Annotated in this window: 22 protein-coding genes; 4 read left to right on the forward strand and 18 right to left on the reverse strand. The window is 37.2% G+C overall.

Annotation, left to right across the window (positions count from 1 at the left end; all coding sequences use genetic code 11):
• Positions 1–23 precede the first annotated feature (23 nt).
• From ACIQLB_RS13625 to adh, 3 genes are all read right to left on the reverse strand, one after another.
• Positions 24–983 carry a DUF4003 family protein gene (locus ACIQLB_RS13625; RefSeq protein WP_400726460.1) on the reverse strand — a complete coding sequence of 320 codons (960 nt, stop codon included), beginning with the start codon at positions 981–983 and terminating at the stop codon, positions 24–26.
• Positions 984–1,185: 202 nt separating this feature from the next.
• Positions 1,186–1,545: a DUF779 domain-containing protein gene (locus ACIQLB_RS13630; RefSeq protein WP_370043911.1), complete on the reverse strand. Its 360-nt coding sequence runs from the start codon at positions 1,543–1,545 to the stop codon at positions 1,186–1,188.
• Between the two features lie 21 nt (positions 1,546–1,566).
• Positions 1,567–3,087, reverse strand: coding sequence for an aldehyde dehydrogenase (adh, locus tag ACIQLB_RS13635; protein WP_400726463.1), 1,521 nt, complete (start codon positions 3,085–3,087; stop codon positions 1,567–1,569).
• A 358-nt stretch (positions 3,088–3,445) separates the two neighbouring features.
• Between adh and rluF the strand changes: the two genes are divergently transcribed.
• A complete protein-coding gene (gene rluF, locus ACIQLB_RS13640) occupies positions 3,446–4,147 on the forward strand; it encodes a 23S rRNA pseudouridine(2604) synthase RluF (RefSeq protein ID WP_400726466.1) in 702 nt (233 codons plus the stop codon).
• A gap of 22 nt (positions 4,148–4,169) precedes the next feature.
• Positions 4,170–4,889: a DUF6904 family protein gene (locus tag ACIQLB_RS13645; RefSeq protein WP_400726469.1), complete on the forward strand. Its 720-nt coding sequence runs from the start codon at positions 4,170–4,172 to the stop codon at positions 4,887–4,889.
• Between the two features lie 103 nt (positions 4,890–4,992).
• Here ACIQLB_RS13645 and ACIQLB_RS13650 read toward each other — a convergent pair whose 3' ends face one another.
• The 13 genes from ACIQLB_RS13650 to ACIQLB_RS13710 all read right to left on the reverse strand — a co-directional run bounded on the left by ACIQLB_RS13650 (position 4,993) and on the right by ACIQLB_RS13710 (position 18,014).
• On the reverse strand, positions 4,993–5,487 hold the full coding sequence (locus ACIQLB_RS13650) for a cupin domain-containing protein (protein WP_400726472.1): 495 nt from the start codon (positions 5,485–5,487) through the stop codon (positions 4,993–4,995).
• Positions 5,488–5,614: 127 nt separating this feature from the next.
• Complete coding sequence (locus tag ACIQLB_RS13655) at positions 5,615–6,319, reverse strand: ABC transporter ATP-binding protein (protein WP_400726475.1); 705 nt, start codon at positions 6,317–6,319, stop codon at positions 5,615–5,617.
• Positions 6,319–7,098, reverse strand: coding sequence for an ABC transporter ATP-binding protein (locus ACIQLB_RS13660; RefSeq protein ID WP_400726478.1), 780 nt, complete (start codon positions 7,096–7,098; stop codon positions 6,319–6,321). Before ACIQLB_RS13660 ends, ACIQLB_RS13655 begins: the two co-directional genes overlap by 1 nt.
• A complete protein-coding gene (locus ACIQLB_RS13665; RefSeq protein ID WP_400726481.1) occupies positions 7,098–8,033 on the reverse strand; it encodes a branched-chain amino acid ABC transporter permease in 936 nt (311 codons plus the stop codon). The genes ACIQLB_RS13660 and ACIQLB_RS13665 overlap by 1 nt, the downstream gene beginning before the upstream one ends.
• A 13-nt stretch (positions 8,034–8,046) precedes the next feature.
• A complete protein-coding gene (locus ACIQLB_RS13670; protein WP_400726484.1) occupies positions 8,047–8,922 on the reverse strand; it encodes a branched-chain amino acid ABC transporter permease in 876 nt (291 codons plus the stop codon).
• 357 nt (positions 8,923–9,279) lie between these two features.
• The gene (locus ACIQLB_RS13675) at positions 9,280–10,503 is read right to left on the reverse strand and encodes an ABC transporter substrate-binding protein (protein WP_400726487.1); all 1,224 of its coding nucleotides are present in this window, start codon (positions 10,501–10,503) and stop codon (positions 9,280–9,282) included.
• 492 nt (positions 10,504–10,995) lie between these two features.
• Positions 10,996–11,598 (reverse strand): class I SAM-dependent methyltransferase, encoded by a 603-nt coding sequence (locus ACIQLB_RS13680; RefSeq protein ID WP_400726490.1) that lies wholly within the window; start codon positions 11,596–11,598, stop codon positions 10,996–10,998.
• 88 nt (positions 11,599–11,686) lie between these two features.
• Positions 11,687–13,468, reverse strand: a complete 1,782-nt coding sequence (locus tag ACIQLB_RS13685; RefSeq protein WP_400726493.1) for a CotH kinase family protein — start codon at positions 13,466–13,468, stop codon at positions 11,687–11,689.
• 46 nt (positions 13,469–13,514) lie between these two features.
• Positions 13,515–14,198, reverse strand: a complete 684-nt coding sequence (locus ACIQLB_RS13690; protein ID WP_400726496.1) for a DUF4956 domain-containing protein — start codon at positions 14,196–14,198, stop codon at positions 13,515–13,517.
• Between the two features lie 14 nt (positions 14,199–14,212).
• A complete protein-coding gene (locus ACIQLB_RS13695) occupies positions 14,213–14,914 on the reverse strand; it encodes a polyphosphate polymerase domain-containing protein (RefSeq protein WP_400726499.1) in 702 nt (233 codons plus the stop codon).
• Positions 14,915–14,926: 12 nt separating this feature from the next.
• The gene (locus ACIQLB_RS13700; RefSeq protein ID WP_400726502.1) at positions 14,927–15,790 is read right to left on the reverse strand and encodes a peptidylprolyl isomerase; all 864 of its coding nucleotides are present in this window, start codon (positions 15,788–15,790) and stop codon (positions 14,927–14,929) included.
• Between the two features lie 126 nt (positions 15,791–15,916).
• Positions 15,917–17,344 (reverse strand): HAMP domain-containing sensor histidine kinase, encoded by a 1,428-nt coding sequence (locus ACIQLB_RS13705; protein ID WP_400726505.1) that lies wholly within the window; start codon positions 17,342–17,344, stop codon positions 15,917–15,919.
• The gene (locus ACIQLB_RS13710; protein ID WP_400726508.1) at positions 17,328–18,014 is read right to left on the reverse strand and encodes a response regulator transcription factor; all 687 of its coding nucleotides are present in this window, start codon (positions 18,012–18,014) and stop codon (positions 17,328–17,330) included. The genes ACIQLB_RS13705 and ACIQLB_RS13710 overlap by 17 nt, the downstream gene beginning before the upstream one ends.
• 273 nt (positions 18,015–18,287) lie before the next feature.
• Here ACIQLB_RS13710 and ACIQLB_RS13715 point away from each other — a divergent pair, with 273 nt between their 5' ends.
• The gene (locus tag ACIQLB_RS13715; RefSeq protein ID WP_053482858.1) at positions 18,288–18,623 is read left to right on the forward strand and encodes a heme oxygenase; all 336 of its coding nucleotides are present in this window, start codon (positions 18,288–18,290) and stop codon (positions 18,621–18,623) included.
• A 116-nt stretch (positions 18,624–18,739) separates the two neighbouring features.
• On the opposite strand, the gene ACIQLB_RS13720 is transcribed toward ACIQLB_RS13715, so the two are convergent.
• Positions 18,740–19,759, reverse strand: a complete 1,020-nt coding sequence (locus ACIQLB_RS13720) for a YeiH family protein (RefSeq protein ID WP_400726512.1) — start codon at positions 19,757–19,759, stop codon at positions 18,740–18,742.
• 113 nt (positions 19,760–19,872) lie between these two features.
• Between ACIQLB_RS13720 and ACIQLB_RS13725 the strand changes: the two genes are divergently transcribed.
• On the forward strand, positions 19,873–20,754 hold the full coding sequence (locus ACIQLB_RS13725) for a LysR family transcriptional regulator (protein ID WP_400726515.1): 882 nt from the start codon (positions 19,873–19,875) through the stop codon (positions 20,752–20,754).
• A gap of 20 nt (positions 20,755–20,774) precedes the next feature.
• On the opposite strand, the gene ACIQLB_RS13730 is transcribed toward ACIQLB_RS13725, so the two are convergent.
• Entirely contained in the window at positions 20,775–21,695 is a 921-nt protein-coding gene (locus ACIQLB_RS13730) for a LysR family transcriptional regulator (protein ID WP_400726518.1), read from the reverse strand.
• Positions 21,696–21,819 lie beyond the last annotated feature (124 nt).

The raw sequence follows: 21,819 nt of genomic DNA on the forward strand, positions 1-21,819 counted from the left end.
TAATCAAGTTCTTCTTTATTTTATCACGAAGTGCTTGCTACAGCTGCTGCACTAACTGCCGCGAACATTGCTGCTTGCTGTGAATGAATCAATAATTCAATAGATGACATGATCGTCATTGATAAGGATTGTTGCACCTGCGCCATATTATAAATTGCGATTTGTATGGCCATAAATAACACAAATTCACGATGCCATTTTAACATTTTCATACCCTTTAACTCATGATATAAATCAACAATCTGTTGAAGCTGTACTTGATTTACTTCGAGGATTGCTAAAAAGCCAAGTAATGGATAGTGCATCGTCTGAACCTTTACATCCTGATTTTTTAATGTGTCACGGATTGTCACAACATTTGGCACTAGCTTATTATCATATTGAGGTGATAAGAAAGTCAGTACTTGCGATAGCCATTGAAGCTCATTACCCGCATTAAAATTATACGTACGTAATTCTTTATAATAACGATTCATTGTTTCCGCACGTAGCTCAACATTATCAGATGGGCTACTTAACAATACTGCATAAGGAATATCATCGTATGACGTTAAAAACTTATGATGTTTACGGATTGCATCAAATAATGCACGTGCTGCCTGTGCATGTGCACGTTTCTCACTTTCCTCTTCCGTTAAAAACTGTGCACCAATAAAACTAAAGTTCCCACTTCTAAATTTTGCTTCCTTCATTACGTTAACGTTGGTCAGCAAATTTTTTACTGCTTGTTCTGTATCCTCTTGCTCCATCAAATTTGCAGCAATATTATAACCTACCGTTGTTCTTAACGGAGATGTCCATGACGTTTGCTTTTTCATTTCTTGTAATACTTCTTTATATTTAACAGAATCAAAAGGTTTTCCAGATGCCACATATTTGCTAGCAATGGCTAACACAATTTTACGATCTACCGTCCGACCAGCAGCCTTTGAGACATCCTCCACCGTATTTGTAAACCGATTTTCAATCATAACAAAGTCCATGTTTAACACGCTCCTTTTCCATATTTACGTAAAAAAAACAAAAAAGGATTCATCCATTTTGACTTATCGCCATAACGTAAGGTTGATTACGATTATTTTGATATTACGTAACTCTCCAAATCATATAGCCTTACATATACTTTTTCAGAAAAATGAACATAGAAAAACAGCGGCAAAGTTTTTGCCGCTGCCCATAAAAGCTTTAAATTAAACCTAATTCTTTTAACTCCTCTGTTGAAAAGGCTCTTGACCTTGTTAAGAATCGTTTACCTTCAACGCCTTCAAGTGAAAACATACCACCTCTACCATCGACAACGTCCAAGATTATTTGTGTATGCTTCCAATAGTCATATTGATTTTTATGCATATAGAAGGGAGCACCACCAATCTCTCCTAGGCGAACATCTTGATCACCTAATAGTAAGTCGCCCTCGGGATAACACATTGGCGAAGAGCCGTCGCAGCATCCACCTGATTGATGAAATATTACGGGTCCATGCTTTTCTTTCAATAATTCGATTAGTGCTAGCGCTTCTTCTGTTGCTATAACACGCTCGACCACGCTCATGCACCTCCCTATTGATTAGAAGAAACCAAGTTTGTTTTCGCTGTAGCTAACTAATAGGTTTTTCGTTTGTTGATAGTGAGCTAACATCATCTTATGGTTTTCACGACCAACACCCGACATTTTATAGCCACCGAATGCTGCATGTGCAGGATAAGCATGGTAGCAGTTTGTCCAAACACGTCCTGCTTGAATACCACGACCGAAGCGATAAGCTGTATTCATATCACGTGTCCATACACCTGCACCTAGACCGTATAATGTGTCATTTGCAATTTCCAAAGCTTCTTCTTTTGTTTTGAATGTTGTTACAGCAACAACTGGCCCGAAAATTTCTTCTTGGAAAATACGCATTTTATTGTGTCCTTTGAAGACAGTTGGCTTAATGTAGTAACCATTTTCAAAGCCTGATCCTACATTATTTTTCTCTCCTCCAATTAGACATTCGGCACCTTCTTGCTTACCAATATCTAAGTAAGAAAGGATTTTTTCCATTTGCTCACTTGAAGCTTGCGCACCCATCATCGTATTCGGATCAAGTGGATTCCCAACTTTAATCGCTTCAACACGCTGTAGGACACGCTCCATAAATTTATCGTAAATAGATTCTTGAATTAATGCACGAGAAGGACATGTACATACTTCACCTTGATTTAGGGCGAATAATACAAAGCCCTCAACTGCTTTATCTAAAAAGGCATCATCTTCATCCATAATATCTTCAAAGAATATATTTGGTGACTTGCCGCCCAATTCTAATGTAACTGGAATAAGGTTTTGTGAAGCATATTGCATAATTAAGCGACCTGTCGTTGTCTCACCAGTAAAGGCAATTTTACCGATGCGTGGATTCGATGCTAGTGGCTTCCCTGCCTCTAAGCCAAAGCCATTGACAACATTTAGTACACCTGCTGGCAATAAATCTTCTATTAATTCAACGAGCACCATAATCGAAGTTGGTGTTTGCTCTGCAGGTTTTAACACTACACAGTTTCCAGCTGCAAGTGCAGGTGCTAACTTCCAAACAGCCATTAATAACGGGAAGTTCCAAGGGATAATTTGACCTACTACCCCGATTGGCTCATGGAAATGATAAGCGACTGTATCATTATCGATTTGGCTTACCGCGCCTTCTTGTGCACGTAAAGCCCCCGCAAAATAACGGAAATGATCAATTGCAAGAGGGATATCTGCATTTAATGTCTCACGTACCGCTTTTCCGTTATCCCATGTTTCGGCAACGGCTAACTTCTCTAAGTTTTGTTCGATGCGATCCGCAATTTTAAGTAAAATGTTTGCACGCTCTGTTGCGGATGTTTTTCCCCATGCATCTTTTGCGGCATGTGCTGCATCAAGTGCATGTTCAATATCCTCAGCAGTAGAACGAGCTACTTGTGTAAAAACTTGTCCAGTAACAGGTGTAACATTATCAAAGTATTGTCCTTTCACTGGAGGCGTCCATTCCCCACCAATGTAATTATCATATTTCTCCTTGAATTGAACTACCGATCCTTCAGTGTTTGGCAATGCATAAACCATTTTACTTCTCCCCTTTACACAAAATAATGAGTAAATTATCTACAAATATCGTCATTTTTTATCGAAATAACGATATTTTCATAGACACCCTCTTACTCAATATATTGTCAGAAATGAAAAATAATTTCAACTTTTTTAAATATTTTTCAGATTAATACTAAAATCTATAAAAGTAGGTTGGTATGAACGCACATAGAACGAAGTATGAGCGAAGAGGAGACTCATGAAAAACGTTATCCAGGAGTGGATTGTATAGGCTGTGGCGAAGAGCTATTTTTGCTAGAAAAGCTTCTAGGATTCACGGTGTGACCAACTATAATGTATACTTAAAAATAATATAAATGTATAGGAGAACAGTATGCGCATTAATAAATATTTGAGTGAAACAGGCATCGTATCTCGTCGCGGTGCGGATAAATGGGTAGAAGAAGGTAAAGTAACAATTAATGGTGAACTTGCTACAGTCGGCAGTCAAGTTGAGGCTGGTGATCTGGTTTGTGTTGATGGAAAAGAGGTAAAAAAAGAAGAACAGCTCGTATATATTGCCTTAAACAAACCAGTAGGAATTACAAGCACAACTGAACGTCATATAAAAGGAAATGTCGTTGATTTTGTCAATCACCCTCTTCGCATTTTCCATATTGGACGACTAGATAAAGAGTCAGAAGGGCTATTATTACTGACAAATGATGGTGACGTCGTCAATAAAATTTTACGTGCAGAAAACCATCATGAAAAAGAATATATCGTGCAAGTTGATAAACCTATTACGGAGCAATTTATTAAAAAAATGGGGGCTGGTGTAGATATTTTAGATACTACAACCCTACCTTGTTATGTTGAAAAAATATCTGATAAAGTCTTTAAAATCGTTTTAGAGCAAGGTTTAAATCGTCAAATACGTCGTATGTGTTCGGCACTTGACTACTCCGTTAAACGTCTACAACGCATTCGTATTATGAATATAAAGCTTGGCAATTTAAAAGTTGGACAATGGCGCGACTTAACAGATAAAGAACGAACAGAACTATTCAGACTACTTAAATACACACCAAAATAAAGCACTTTAAGGGGATAGAACTATGCTGTCAATTCAAAGTACTGAGCAGTTAACAGGTGCACGTATTAGCGGTGATTTTTGGGATATAGATGAGCTTATTAATGCCATTTACAAAATAACTGGTGATGAAAACAAGTATTATGATTATCAAGGGGCACGCCTTCGCATTCTTAGTGTTTGTTATAATCTACGCCAAGCTGCCAGGGGGGAGCACCAACTTGAGTTTGTTAGCAATGGGCTCAATAAAAGTGTTCTGACACAGCATGAACTAATTTTCCCAAACAAAAATGTTTATTTCGCAGCAGAGGTTCTTTGGCCAGAGCTGATTTTTACTGCTATCGCATTAAATGACTTCATTCGCCTACATCAGGAGCTAATTGATTCTTCTGATTGGCATATTGACGTTGCCGCCGTTCGTAAATTCCAGGCAGCGGTTGCTGATTGTTTAGAGCAGGAGCTTAATGAGGAAGAATACTTAGTATTTTTAAGAATGCTACACACTAAAAGTCCATTAACATTCCGTTATGCAACACAGTATGTAGATGTTCTGAACTTAGAGTATATCCAACTAAGTTTAGAAGAACGTAAAGCTCATTTAGCAGCATTTGCTCTCCGATTAATGTTAGAAGACGATGAGTATGTAATGCTAAAATCACAACTCCTGGAAGCGGCGATTACTACAAAAAAATCGTTACATGAAATTGAAATTAAAGCTAATTATCCTGAAACTATTTTGTGGTAAATAGGAAGAGCCGTCTCAACTAATTTTGAGACGGCTACTTTTCTTTTAATCAATTATGCCTTAGCATAATTGCGTCCGAGGCTTTAACTTATCCTGAAATAAGTTAAATCTTCATATAAGCCATTTTTCGAATAACTTCCTCGTGCTGTGGATAGTCTGCTAGAAGCTCATCTTGTGTAAATAATTCGAAGTCTTCAAAATCAAAGCCTGGTGCAACCATACAGCCTACTAAACTAAATGTACCTACATCCTCTACGGATGAACCAAATATAGTATTTTTCGGTACTGCTATTTGTGGTACTTCTCCTGCCTCAACATTTAATCCAAGCTTCTTCGCCTCATATGTACCATCTGGGAAAATCATATGGACTGTTAGCGGACTACCAGCATGATAATACCAAAGCTCGTCCGATTTCAAACGATGCAAATGCGATCTTTCCTGAGAACGAAGTAAGAAATAAATACTCGTATAAATTGGTCTCTGTACATCCCTTACAGCCATATCCTCAGATGCTCTAAATGAGGATACATAATATCCTCCCTCTGGATGCTCTGCTAAATTTAATTTTTCAATAAAATATTGTGCTGAATACTTCATAAAACATCACTCCTTTCGTCCACATTACCAAATAATAAACGACGAATGCTACTGCTATCTGTTATTTTCAAGCATCTATCTATAATAAAAAAAGGCATCTCACCTTTCGAGATGCCTTCATCTTTTATTAACCACCTAAATAAGCTGCCTTTACTTGTTCACTCTCTTGAAGCTCTTTTGCTGTACCGGATAATACTATACGTCCCGTTTCAAGTACGTACGCACGATTTGCTACTGATAAGGCCATATTCGCATTTTGCTCAACAAGCAATACGGTTGTACCCTCTTTATTGACTTGCTTAATAATATTAAAAATATTTTTTACCATGAGTGGCGCAAGTCCCATTGAAGGTTCATCCATTAATAACAATTTCGGTTTTGCCATTAATGCTCGCCCCATCGCTAGCATCTGTTGCTCACCACCAGATAATGTACCTGATTGCTGTTTACGACGCTCTAAAAGGCGTGGGAATAATTCATACACATGATCCAGATCTTTTTTGATGCCAGCTTTATCATTTCGAAGATATGCCCCTAGCTCTAAGTTTTCTTCAACGGACATATTGGCAAAAACACGGCGTCCCTCTGGAACATGTGAAATGCCTGATTTTACGATTGTCTGTGCAGCCTTCCCTGCGATAGAGAAGCCTTCATATTCAATGATGCCACCCTTTGGTTTTAATAAACCTGACAATGTTTTTAATAATGTACTTTTACCAGCACCGTTTGCACCGATTAACGTTACGATTTCACCCTCATTTACTTCTAAAGAGAGGCCCTTTAATGCTTGAATGTTACCGTAAAATACATCTATATTTTGTACTTTTAACATTAGCTGATAACCTCCTCGCCAAGGTAAGCTTCAATTACCTTTGGATTGTTGCGAATTTCTTCTGGTGTCCCATCAGCGATTAATTGACCGTGATCGAGCACGTATATACGTTCACAAATCCCCATAACTAAGCTCATATCATGCTCAATCAGAAGAATTGTTAAGCCAAATTCTTTACGAATAAACGCTATTAATTCCATTAAATCATGCGTCTCCTGTGGGTTCATCCCTGCTGCTGGCTCATCTAATAAAAGCAGCTTAGGATTCGCAGCTAGAGCGCGAGCAATTTCTAAACGGCGTTGCATCCCGTAAGGTAAATTTTTCGCAAGCTCATCCTTATAAATATCTAAGCCAAAGATCTTTAGAAACGCAATAGATTGATGCTCCATTTCTGCCTCACCTTTAAAATGGTTCGGTAAGCGGAAAATAGAAGACCACATGGAATGCTTTGCAAGTGAATGGTTCGCTACCTTAACATTATCTAAAACAGATAGCTCTTTAAATAAACGAATATTTTGGAATGTACGGCTAATACCTTTTTGTGTTACTTGATAGGGTGCAAGCCCGTTCAACTTTGTACCGTCAAATGTAATTGTGCCTTCAGTTGGCTTATACACTCCGGTAAGCATGTTAAAACTTGTTGTTTTACCAGCACCATTAGGCCCTATAAGACCCACTAGTTCTCCTGGATTTAGGTACATATTAACGCCCTGTACCGCCTTTAAACCACCGAATTGAATGCCCATGTTTTCAACATTGATAAGAAGGTTTCCAGTCATTATTTTGTACCTCCTTTTTTACCAAACTTAAATAAATCCGTAACTTCTTTAGTTCCCATCAAGCCTGTTGGACGGTATAGCATTACGACTATTAATACTAAACTGTAAATAATCATACGTGTTTCTGGGAAGTTTGCTAGATATGCTGAGACTAATGTTAAGAAAACCGCAGCTATGACAGATCCTGAAAGACTTCCTAAGCCACCAAGAACTACATAGATTAAAATATCAAATGATTTTAAGAAACCGAAAGTTGTCGGTTGAATAATGTAAAAGTTATGTGCAAAAATGGCCCCTGCAAGACCAGCAAAGAAGGAACCAATTGCGAAAGCTACAACTTTATAGTAGGTTGTATTAATACCCATTGCATCTGCCGCAATTTCGTCCTCACGAATCGAGATACATGCGCGTCCATGACGAGAATTCGTAAAGTTCGAGATGACTAAAATTGTTAGAACAACACCTATGAATGCATAAGTCCAATTAGATAAATATTCAACCTGCATCCCTGCTGCGCCACCAACATAATCCGTATTTAAAAAGATAATTCGTATAATTTCCGCAAAACCTAGCGTTGCAATTGCTAAATAGTCACCCTTTAAACGTAACGTCGGGATACCTACAATTAAACCGGCTACTGCTGCTGCCAGTGCCCCTAAGAAAATAGCTAATGGGAACGGAAGCATTAACTTAGTTGTAATAATGGCAGAAATATATGCCCCTACCGCTAGGAAGCCGGCATGCCCAATCGAGAACTGACCAGTAATCCCAATAACAATGTGCAAGCTGACCGCAAGCATGATGTTAATACACATTGTAATCAACATATTTTGATAGTAAATATCGAGAATGTTCGTTGAAATAAGCACCTGAACGACTGCATAGATGACTAGCGCTAATACGGCATAGCCCCAGAAAACTTTAGACTTTTTCATAATCACCGCTCACCTACACTTTCTCACGGGCATTTTTACCAAAGATACCCGATGGTCTGAAGATTAAAATTAAAATTAAAATTACGAATGCCGCTGCATCACGCCATAGAGAGAAACCAAGTGCACTTACTAATGATTCCACAACACCTAGCAACATACCACCAACCATAGCACCAGGAATAATACCAATACCGCCAAGTACTGCCGCGATGAATGCTTTAACCCCTGGAATAACACCCATTAATGGATCGATTTTTGTATAGTAAACACCAAAGATAACGCCTGCTGCACCAGCTAGAGCAGAACCAATTGCGAATGTCGCTGAAATTGTATTATCTACATTAATGCCCATTAAACGTGCGGCATCGGCATCATGAGAAACCGCACGCATCGCTTTCCCGATTTTTGTTTTATGTACGATGAATTGTAAAAGAACCATCAGTACAATTGTGACAGATAAAATTAATATTGATGTGCTACTGATTTGAACACCGAAAACATCAAATGATTTATTAGTAATGACTTCAGGATATGCTGCCGGTTGCGCACCTCTGAAGAAAATAGTAGTATACTCGATTAATAGTGATACACCGATTGCAGTAATTAAAGCCGCAATACGCGTGGCATTTCGCAAACGCTTATACGCAATACGTTCAATTAAAACACCAAAGATTGCACAGACCGCCATCGCCAATAATAGTGCTGGAAAGAAGCCAAGCTCCCACTTAGCAATTGCGTAAAAGCCAATAAATGACCCAATCATGAAGACATCGCCGTGGGCAAAGTTAATCAGCTTAATAATCCCGTATACCATCGTATACCCTAACGCTATTAATGCGTAGATACTACCTAGTGAAATACCATTCACAAGCTGTTGTATCCATTCCATGAGCGTTCACTCCTTTTTATTTTTTGAAAAGTGCAAAAATAGGACTTACTTCTACATGTTATTATTGAAAATAGAGTAAATTGTGTCCTCTTAAAAATTTTTTATGTGGTCTATCAATTTCGCCTTGGCGTAATTGCGTCCGAAGGCTTTGGGCCAACATGATGTTGGTCACTCAGGCGTTTTCACAGGATGTGAAGTTCTTAGCCTGAGTTCCTCTATTTCAGTAGGTGTTTGGACACTGTTAAGGAACCATAACCGCATTCATCTCACCACCTTCAATGGTGGGAATCTTCACTGAATGAAGATAAAACATAAAAGGGAAGGCGTGTTTACCCGCCTCCCCTTGCTTAGAAAACATTAAGGATTAACTTTAGAGTTGAACACTTGTTTACCGTCTTTAAATTCAAGAACTGTTGCTGTTTTAATTGGGTTATGATTTTTGTCAACCGAGAAAGTACCTGTTACTAAAGAAAGATCTTTTGTGTCAGCTAAAGCATTTTTAATAGCTTCCCCATCCGTAGAGCCTGCGCGCTTAATAGCATCAGCAATGTAGTAAATTGTGTCATAGCCAAGTGCATTGAATGCATCTGGTGCTTTATCATTGTTCGCTGCTTTAAATGCCTTTACAAAGTCTTGAATTTTTTGATCTGGGTCTTCTGCAGAGTAGTGGTTGGTAATGTACGTGTTATTTAGAGCTTTCGCACCAGCTAGCTCTACTAATGTTGGCGAATCCCAACCGTCAGCCCCCATCAGTGGTACATCGATTCCCATTTCACGCGCTTGTTTAACAATTAAACCGACCTCTTCATAGTATCCTGGGATAAAAATAAAGTCAGGCTTCTCTCCTTTAATACTCGTTAATTGTGTACGGAAATCAGCATCCTTCGCTACATACGCTTCTTCCTTTACAACTTTCCCGCCATTTTTTGTTATTGTTTCTTTAAATGATTTTGCTAAACCTTTTGCATAATCAGATGCGTTGTCCGCAAAAATAGCTACATTTTTAGCTTTCAATTCATTAGAAGCGAAGTTTGCTGCTACAATCCCTTGGAATGGATCGATGAAACAAGTACGGAATGCATACTCATTAATGCTACCGTTATCATTCACTGTAATGTTTGGAGCAGTACCAGAACCAGTAACGATTGGGATTTTATTTTTATTCGCAATTTGAACAGTAGCAACTGTATTACCAGAAGTTGCCGGTGCTAGCATTGCTACTACTTTATCTTGCGTTGCTAGTTTAAGAGCTGCTGCAGTAGCCTCTGAGTTTTCAGACTTGTTATCTACTTTAATAAGCTCAATTTTTTTACCGTCGATTCCGCCCTTATCGTTAATTTCTTTCACTGCAAGGTCTGCACCTACACCAATCGAAGAACCATAGGAAGCTACGTTACCTGAAAGCTCTAAGTTTGCACCGATTTTAATAGTATCACCGTCAGAAGAACCGCCACCGCCTGATGATGATCCTCCTCCTGAACTTGAACTATCTCCGTTACCACAGCCAGCAAGAACGCCTGCAAGTAGTGAAGATGCAACTAGAAGTGAGCCAAACTTTTTAAGCTTTTTATTCTCTCTCATAATTTTATTCCCCCTGAGTTTTTTCAAATGTTAGATATTTCTGATAATTATAAACAATAAACGGCATTTCCTCAATAACAAAAATAACCAAAATAATAATTTATAACTACCTATAACTAAATCAATATATTATTCAATTAAACCTTTTACATTGTAAAACATTCTTTATATTTAGTCTAGAGTGATTTTTCTGTATAATTAGTAATTTAAGAATTATCTATTAATTTAAGATAAATATTATTATAAACCTATCATTTTCGATTATTTTTTTACGATAAAATCTCGTTACAAGAAGTCCGTTTTTCGAAAATTACTAGTTCTAGGATATAAGGCACTAAAACGTTCTCGGGAAGTATTAATTTGGAATTACTAATAACTATTTATTCCCAGGGAAATAAAGTAACATCCGATCATAGTAAGATTATTTTTTCTAATTTGTCTTAGTTTTTAAATCTTATTAAAAAAACTTAGAGCTGTATTATTTCTACAGCTCTAAGCTTTTTTCAATGCAAACACACAGAGGCGTTCGTTAATATTTGTTTCATTTTCAAGATGAACCTCATGGATTAATTCAAAAGGCGTCCCATGATGTAAAAACTGTAAATAATCATAGGGTGGGTAATATAAAATAATATGAATTTCACGCATATGCTGTTCATAAGACTTCCATATATTATGAATAACTGTACGAAAAATATGGATTGAAAACGGATTAAAAAAAAAGAAAACCGTGTCACCTGGTTGAATAGCATAGTCCTCCGCTATTGAATGAATAAAGGAAATCGGAGCTTGAGCACTCTTTTTTTGAAGATAGTCCCTTTTATTATTCTCAGCCTCTGCATAAAAGCCCGCATCCATTTCTACCCCAATTGTCGGAATATGAAATTTATGTTGTACATAAATAGGGACTCTCCCTTTTCCACATCCCATATCGATAAACACTGGATTCTCAGGCATCTCATACTCTGAAAATAATTGTTCTAATCCGGCATATGGTGTTGGCTCATAACGATGGTAGTGAGCTAATTTAGGAAACCCATATTGTTCACCGACCGTATTAATATGTAAAAGCTTATCAAATTGTTGTTCATTCATATTAGTAGACTCCTCAAAAGAGATTGCTTTATTTTAGCATGACGAAAAGTAAAAACCATACCCAAAAGTTTTGGATATGGTTACTTTTTTAACGACCTCTACGCTTAAATTTTAAAACAAAGAGCAGTGCAACTATTAACAAGACAAAGCAAACTGCCGCTGTAAAAATTGTATCTTTATCGATAACAGTTCCTTGCTTTAGTTGCTCATTGCCTTGGTTAGGCCACATAGGTCCTCCATTTTGGTCAGGTCGTTGCATTGGACCACCACCATTTGGTCTTTCTCCCTGCTTATCACCTTTTTGATTAAATGGAGGGGCTTGTGAAAGATCAAAATCCTCTGGCATTTGATTCGGATCAAAGCCATCTGGTCTTTGCATCGGATTATTCATGTCACCCATTTCGTCTGGATTAGACATTTCCATATTCCCTTGTGTTGTTGCTTCCACCACAATTTCCCCTGACAGCTGCTTTAAAATAGATTCGGAGCGTTTCTTAGCAAATTCAGGGAGACTTTTTTCCCCTTCTACCGCTTCTATAAACTGTTCTGTTGTAGAGAATTTCGTAGGGTCTGCTTCCACATACGTTGTTAATAGCAATGCTAATTGTTTGGTAATGTTTTGTACGTAATCTTCTGTTAAGTAATTAGTTGCTATCTCTTCCAAATAACCTTCATATTTAGCACGATACTCTTCATTGGAAAGTAAGGCGTTTAACAGTGGCCGCTCCTCTAACGTTGTGCCAGATACAGGTGTAGTCACACTAAAGTTAATAGCACTATCTTCCATCAGATTACCTGACATTCCAAGTCCCATATTGAGTCCACCTTGATTCCGGTCAGCATTTGACTGTTGCCGTTTACCATTATTCGGAGAATCATTTATCTGTGCATCATTAGGTACTTTCATATCGGCATTGTCTTGGATTTTATTGTTGCCACCCATTCTACCACCAACACCAAAGCCTCCAAACGACATATTAAAATCCCAAGGTATAATCGAAAACACACCATTTTTCTCATACAAATAGTAATTGTGTTTCATAGTTCCCTGATAACTATCAAGATTTACGAGTGCTGTGTTCACAGCAAAATAACGCAGCATTTCATCGACAGCAATATATTTTTCGATATTGTCGCCATTATTGATGACTTCAATCATGTCAATGAATTTTGATTGATCGACATTGCCTTCGTTCGTTTTTAAACCAATTCCCGTATAATCAGCAATATCATCACTAATATATTTTAAATCACTGCCTGTCCCATCTGGCTTAAACAAAAATCCATCATTAGAGCCGTAGTTATTTGCCAGGAATGTTTCATCCACTGTTTCTACCCCTAAAAATAAACCTCGATCCTCACCATTCACTGTGACATACATATATGAATGAGCGGGTGTAGGTAATCCCATTTGTTCCATGAGCTCATAAGAAATATATTCTCGCATTAATGTTGTATCACTGAAATTATTGTTTAAATTTAATTTTTTCAAGCCATATAAGCTTTGTGTATCATCGTAATAATCGAAATCTATTTTTAAGCTATATCGATCCGAGTCGCTATTTACAACCGAGTTCAGTGATGAACTTCCTTTTGTACGAACAGCTACATTCTCTATTCTCTTGCCATTTACCGTGATATTAGCTTGCTTCAACTCCTTATCTGCTGCACTTTCTAGCATGTCAGTCCAATCTTCCTCGGCTATTTCAATATCTACCGTTGTTACTTTATTTTTATTAAACACAATAGTCTCATAGGAAAACTCGTTATTTTTTGTTTCAATGCCTGCGTTTGGAAGCACAGCAAGTACAACAACAAAGAGGAATAGCAGAATTGCCATACTTATATAGACAACTCTTGTTTTAATCATTATCTGCACCTCTCTTCATAGTTAGAAAACTCCTCTAGAGTGGCTACTAAGCAGTGAAATTACCATCATAACTAAGCATTACTGCTGATTTTACTCCAGGTACTTTTGTAAGATTGTCCATCAATTTTGTATCATTTTGTTTAACACGAATTTCATAGGTTGTTTCGATTTCAACATTCGACATAATAGATTTTGATTTTAAAGCGAATTTTTTAGACTGCGCCGCAATAATACGCTCCACTTCCTCACAAGCATAATCTTCTTCAAATTTAACAATTAATAAATATGGATTTTCCACAGTAATTTTGTTCACTAACACGAGTAGTACGAGACCAATTAGAACGGCACCGATTATAACAAGTGGTATAAATCCTGCACCACAAAGAATCCCAGAAACTATTGCCCAGAAAATATATACTAAATCCATAGGATCTTTAATAGGTGTACGGAAACGTACGATCGATAACGCACCAACCATACCGAGCGATAACAGCACATTTGAACTTATTCCCATAATCACTAGTGCTGTTGCCATTGTCATAATGAGCAGCGAAATATTGAAGGAATGAGAGTAAATCACTCCGTTAAAGGTTTTCTTGTAAACAGCGTAAATAAACAGCCCCACAAAGAACGCTACAACTAACCCTATCATTGAATCTATTAATGAAAATGATGTTGTTTTCTCTAAAAAGCTGGATTTAAAAATATCACTAAATTTTGTAGTATCCATTGTTTAATTCTCCTTTATACGTACATACGACTAAGCTGATATTTCGAATATGCCTCAGCACGTGTATCTACTGATTGTAATAAGTACTTAATAATATCCGGCAAGTACTCATCATATTTCACTTCTAAAATAACTAAGTTTGGCTCAAGTACATCAACCATCGGCAGTTTCGGATTAAACATATCTGTATTACGTAAGCTGGACTGTACTTTACTATCAAATGTGACACGCACATTTCCAAAGGGATAGATGTAAGCCTCACGCTCGTAATCGACAACTGTCATTGGTTTCAATTGGTTATACTTCATGTCCTTATATAAATCTTGAATTAACGCTCGTTTGTCTTCCTCCATCCAAGCGATAGCCCCACCACGCATTTTTTCATATTCCTTTTGAGATATGGCACATTTCGTTTTAAAGGTTAAATTATTTCGTTTACTTTTTCGCTCCAAATTAATAGTCGTAGTGGATTTACCATAAATTCGTACTCGATATTTATCTCGATTGATATAACCCTCTTTTTTTTCATTTAGAACTTTGTTTTCAAAATTATCAAAGTATGTGCTGCGAATTAAATATTTACCATTTATCTCAGCATGCTTGTCCCGCTGCATCACATGCTGTAACTTAGTTTTTAGTAATGCATAGTCCGGATAGGAGATAGCCTGTTTAATCTCCTTTCGACCGTTAGGGTTAAATGAAGTAAGATTAGGCATATAGTTCACTCCCTACATTTTTTCAATTTTGTATTGCTCTTGTTTTTCAGCTAACCAAGACGTGTATTCTTCATTTATGCGTTCTTCAAGCACAGTCTCATAGACTTCATCTTTTACATCCTCGAATACAGCCTCTTCTGCAGGTACTTTTTCGGTTACTTTAATGATGTGATAACCTTCTGAGGTTTGAACAATGTCACTGATGCTCCCTTTTTCAAGGTCAAATGTAGCTTCCTCAAATTTCTCATCCATTTGTCCTCGACTGATATAGCCTATTTCCCCGCCATTCTCATTCGTTGATGTATCAATTGAATATGTTTTTGCTAGCTCCGCAAAATCATCACCAGCTTTTACTTTTGCTAGCACGTCCTTTGCTGTTTCCTCATCCTCCAATAAAATATGACTAGCTACAATCTCTTCCTTTTGTCCATAGCTATCCTTATTGTTTTCAAAATATTGAGCTACTTCCTCATCTGATATGTCAATGCTTGCAGCAATTACATTTTTCGTAAGCTGATACATACGGATATTATCCTTTACACTTTGCTCTGTCAGTCCGTTTTCCTCTAGTGTCGTTTGTAACAATTCCTTTCCTCCATACGACTCCGCTAAATTCTCATATTCTTCTTGAATAGAGTCTTCAGATACAGAAACACCCACTTTCTTCGCCTCTAGCTCAACTATTTTATTGGTAATTAGTGTATCTAGTACCTCTGTACCGTATTGTTCACGCAATGCGTCATCTAATTCTGTTTGTAAAATCTTTTCACCATCAACCTTCGCCACATAATCGCCGCTCTCACCACAACCGGCTAGTAGTATTAATAATGCAGCTGGTAAGGCCATCTTTCGGAAAAACCTTCTGTTTCCGGTCATCCTTAATCCCGTCCTTTCTTTTGGTTTCTCGTTTACAATGCTTACTATAAAGGCCTAATGTGTCAGTCAGATGTCAGCTTTACATTTCCTTCAAAATATCTTTACAAAAAAAGACTACTACGCCTTTTAGAGCGTAGTAGCCTTTTTTAGTGTTATTTCAAAGCATGTTCCTGATGAATTACTGTCAAGTAGTCGTAAATCACCGCCTATAGATTGCGCCATCATTTTACTAAGTGATAATCCTAAGCCTAAGCCACGGACCGCATATTTTTTATTTTCTCCTCTATAAAAACGTTCAAAGATAAATGCCTGATCTTCCTGAGGAATACCATGTCCTGTGTCCTTTACAGTAATGAAGACAGCATCCTTTTTTTCCACCAGCGCAATGATAACGATCCCTTCCTGCATCGCCTGCTTTGCATTCGTCAATAAATTAGTAACTATTTGCTGTATACGTACAACATCTGCCTGAACATCAACAGATTGTGCAAGGAAATCCATTTGTATTTTTACATTTTCGTCATCCTGCATTACTTCCCATTGTGCTACAGCATCACGTACTAACTGATTAACATTCAATGTTTCAATCTTTACTGGGATTGCATCTACCGCAAAATGATTAAAAGCTAGCAAATCACCAACCATCGTTTTCATTTTCGTCGTTTCTACTAATGCCATTTGAATAAATTCACTAGCATCCTGACCTGTAACGACTCCATCTTTTACTGCCTGCAATAATCCACTAATTGACGTAACGGGTGTTTTTAGCTCGTGGGTGACGCCTGCTAATAATTCTGTTCGAGTCTTTTCTAATTGTTCTAGCTTATTTGCCATTTCCTTAAAGGAAGTAACGAGCTCATAAATTTCTTCTTCCCTAATATTTTGAGGCAAATCAACTGTATAGTTTCCTTCTTGCACTTGCTTTGCGGCTTCGGCAACTTGTTTTATTGGGTGTGCTAAACGTTTTGATAAAGAATAAATAGCACCCCACCCCAATACAGCAAGTGCCCCAATAAGTAATGCCAGTAGCCCGTATGCTTGGTTAACCTTCGTTAAATTCGCCTTTTTCTCTAAGACTAGCACCCAGCCAACTTCCTTATTGTCCCTTTTAAGTTTTCTTTTTACGACATATTGAACTAACTCTTGTCCCTTACTCGTTACAGTTATTTTCTTTGTCCCTTCTTCTCCATCCAGTAAATTGGCAACATTCTTTTCACTCCCTGGAGGCATCGGTCGATTGCTACTTACTATATTGCCTGCCGTATCTACAACATATAAAACGGGATCAATTTCTCGCATAGTAGATCGCTCACGGTTACCAATAAAACCTGGAATACCAATCATAGGTCCATTATTTTGGCCAGAAGTATCTGTTAGGCGAAATACAGTCTCGTCTGCTATAAATTCCATCATCTCTAGTCGATTTTGAAACGTCGTATGTCGAATCCATGCTGCAGAAATAAAAGAGATAATAACTAGACCTACAAAGAGAGTTAATAAATAGCGGCTTGTCCAATAGTTGCGTAAAGATATTCGCTTATTTTTTTTGAACACTTAGCTGATACCCCAATCCACGTAGTGTCTTTATTTCTCCCTCTTCCTCATTCCATTCCTTAAGTACCCTTCTTAGTCGCTTCACTGCTAAATCCACCGCTCTATCACTACCTTCATACTCCCAGCCCCAAACTTGATCTATAAGTTGATCACGTGTAAATGTTTGGTTTGGATGTTCAGCCAAAAATAAAAGTACAGATAAATCTCTAGGCGTTAAGATGATTTCTTCTCCCTTAAGCAGCACTCGATGGGCTTTCATATCAATCTCTAGACCGCCAAAACGTTTTATTTCTGAAGATTCATGGCTTCTTTTAGCGCGCCTTAAAACTGCCTTTACTCTTGCCACTACCTCATCAGCTATAAATGGCTTTGCAATATAATCGTCTGCTCCTTGATCGAAACCCTCTAATCGATAATTTACATCGCCTAATGCCGTTAGCATGATCACTGGACAAGAGCTAACTTCTCTAATTTCCTTTAAAACTAACCAACCGTTTTTTTCTGGTAACATAATATCAAGTAATACTAAATCAGGCTGAACCTCTTGAAATATATCCAATGCCTGACTACCATTAAAACATTGCATAACATCGTAGCCTACTTTTTTCAAATATGCCTTCAAAACTTGGCTTATCGCAAATTCGTCTTCTACTACTAATATTTTTGCCATGCTCTTTCACCTCGTCACCAGTTCATTCGTATTTTCATTATATCATCGGATTATGTCAGTAAAATGTCAGGGCCAAATGAGTCTGTTCATCCTTAAAGTGGCGTATATTTCTTTATTTAGGTCTTGGTTCATACAATTTAAATTCGAGCTATTTGCAATTTACATTGCTCTTCTATTGACAATGTCTTCCTAGGCGAATTATCATTGATTGCGAATGATAATCATTGATAATTCATTCGTATAGTTAACTAAAAAATGATTAGGGGGGAAAGCATGATTATTGTTACAAATCGTATTCAAGTAAAACCCGGCTTTGCTGCAAAAATGGCACCGAACTTCACAAAGCCAGGACCTCTACAGCAATTTGAGGGCTTCCATAAAGTGGAGGTATTAGTTTCAACTGATGATCCGACTTATGACGAAATGAGCGTCAATATGTATTGGGAGTCTAAGGAACATTTCCAAGCTTGGCGTAACAGCGATGCATTCGCTGCAGCTCATCACCGTCCTGGACAAGGCTCTGAGGGTGGAAAACCTGAAAACAGTCCAATGATTGGTAGCAAAATAGTTATAGCTGAATTAGCTTCTTCAATTGAAGCATCACGCTAATTTTCGATTTGTATACCATAACTCCACTATTTTTAGGGTAGTGGGATAAAACTAAAACATCTTCTGATTCTATCTAAAAAAATCCTGCATTTTTAAAAATGCAGGATTTTTTTGAATTATTGCATGAATATAACTAAAACATAGCCAAGTATTGATAAACAAACTGAACCGATAAGTCCTGCAATAAATGCCTTTACGCCTAATTGTTTAAAGGTTTTTATGTCTACATTTAAACCTAGTCCAGCCATCGCCATCCCAATTAAAATATAAGCGATATTTACAAATGCTTGCGCTACATTAGCTGGTACAATCCCTAACGAATTAATAGCACTCATCGCTAATAATCCAAGAATAAACCACGGGATTATCGACAGTGAAAATCCTTCTTTTTCCTGCCCCTTTTCATTTCTCCGATATAGAATACCAATGACAATAGCTACGGGTACAAGCAATGCGACACGTGTTAGCTTAACAATAACCGCCATATCAATGGCTTCATTTCCACCTGCTGAAGCTGCTGCAATAACATGAGCAATTTCATGTAAAGTGCCTCCCGCAAAAATACCATATTCAGTAGGAGTTAAGTTAAATATTGAGTACAACACTGTGTAGACTAATGTGAATACAGTCCCTAGTAATGCGACTATCGCTGCGCCCACTGCCGTTTCTTTTTCATTTGCTTTAATTTGAGGAGCAATAGCAACAACAGCTGCCGCTCCACAAATAGCTGTGCCACAAGCTGTTAATATGCCTAGCTTCTTATCAACATGAAATACCTTCGTTAAGCCATATACAACCACTAAAGCAAATACCAGATTAATAAATGCAATAAGAAAGACACTCGCTCCAGCATTGTAAATATCCGCTAAATTCAAACGCATACCAAGGAAAATAATGCCGATGCGTAATAATTTTTTACTTGAAAATGTTATGCCTGTTTGCCAAGAATCCTGCACCTTGAAGGTAGCTCTCCAAGCCATACCTAATATAATTGCAATGACAAGCTGCCCTAATATTGAGAAAAACGGAAATGTCGAAATATACTTTGCTACTAAGGCAATAATGAGTGTCAACAATATCCCCTTCATAAAGGCTGGGGTTAGGAAACTTTTTAACCTATGTTGGCCATTATCCATGTTGTTCACTTCTTTCATCCTTGATAATTATTACTTTATTAAAAAGTTAATCATCAGTAAAATACATATATATAATCGTAATCATTAATATTTCTAATGATAGGAGTGGTGATATGCAATTTGATGCTTTAAAAACGTTTATCACACTGGTGGAGGTCAATAATTTTACGAAAGCCTCCGAAATACTTCATATTTCACAGCCAAGTGTCAGTTTACACATTAAAAACTTAGAGCAAGAATTTCAAACGACCTTATTTATCCGTTCACCAAAATCTGTACAAATCACACCGACTGGAGAAATTTTATATAAACGAGCTAAGCAAATAATGGCAATTGCCGAGGCAGCAAAGGAAGATATTTTAACCTATCATCATGAAATTCAAGGTACACTTGTAATTGGCGCTAGCTTTACAATTGGCGAATATATATTGCCTCCTATCATAGCGAGCTTGCAGCAGCAATTCCCTCAGCTAGAGCTTCAAGTTATTATTGGCAATACGAAAGAAATCATTCAATATACAAAATTGTTACAAGTCGATATCGGTCTTATTGAAGGACAGGCACACGACCATGAACTTATTATAAAACCGTTTATGCAAGATGAGTTATTTATTGTCAGTGCGAGTAATCACCCTCTTGCAAAGGAGGCATTTATTACGGTTCCGGACTTACAGCAGCAAAATTGGGTTGCACGTGAAGAAGGCTCTGGCACACGTTATTATTTAGATCATTTATTTAGAGCAAACGGACTTCAAGTAGGTTCACTTCTTACTATTAGTAGTAATCAAGGCGTGAAGGAAAGCGTTATACAGGGGCTTGGACTTTCATTACTGTCTGCTAGTGTCATTGAGCGTGAATTAAAAAATGACGATATAAAAATCTTACCTCTCGAGGAACAGCATTTTATACGAACATTTTCTTATTTGTACTCACCTACGATGAAAAACAAACGCAATGTTGACATTCTTATAGAGGCACTATTAAAAAAAGCTTAGCGGATTACTTGTCGCTAAGCTCATTTTATAATTCTTGAATTTAGACGTTTACGCCCCTGCTTTTTCTCAATAATCTCTACAAATTTCAATGCTGCTCGAGATAAAGGCACACTTTTCAAATAACACATGCCAATGCTTCGTGTTGGAATACTTTCTGTTAATGTTAGCTCATATAAAAGTCCTCGCTGCAAATAATCCTTAGAAAATTCTTTCGTTACACAAGCAATCCCTAAATTACTACGTGCAAATTCCAGTACTAAATCATGCGAACCAAGCTCAAACTCAGGTTCAATGTGGATTCCTCTTGTAAATAAATAATCTCCTACGTACTTTCTTGAATTTGATTTTTTCTCTAAAAATATAAGTGGAAACTTTAACAAGTCCTCAAAGCTTATGCTTTTTGACGCTAACGTTTTATACTTCTCACCACATACAAAAATATCTTGAACCTCTGTGCAAGCGGTTAACTGTAATGTCGAATCTTCTATAGGAAAATTGCAAAGTCCTATATCAACCTCACCAGATTTAATAAAATTACAAATTTCCAAAGTTGTTCCATTTAACATTTGCAATTTGATATTTGGATACATTGTATGAAACGCCTCTAGATAAGGCATTAAAAAGAAACGAGAAATAGTGTCCCCTACACCAATTTTCAACTGACCTGTTGTTAAATTTTTGAATTCTAGCAGCTTCTCCTCACCAGCATCTAAAAGGCCTAATGCTGAATTTGTATACTCATATAAAAGTTTACCCTCAGTTGTTAACGTCACCCCTTTAGGTGTGCGATTAAAGAGACGTGTACCTAGCTCCTTTTCTAATTGCATCATGGCTTGGCTAACAGCTGGTTGAGTCATATATAAATCTTTAGCCGCACTTGAAAAGCTATTATTTTTGGCAACAATACTAAAAACGCGATATAAATCTAATTTCCCTATCATATAAGCACCTCTTATAGCTATTATACGAACTATTAATTTTACTTATATCACTAAAGGAGCGTATAGTAAAACTATATTGGTTTTATTTAACATACATTTACCTATTTAATAAGGAGAGATTATT

The organism is Lysinibacillus sp. NPDC092081 (assembly GCF_044755845.1).
Taxonomy (GTDB): domain Bacteria; phylum Bacillota; class Bacilli; order Bacillales_A; family Planococcaceae; genus Lysinibacillus.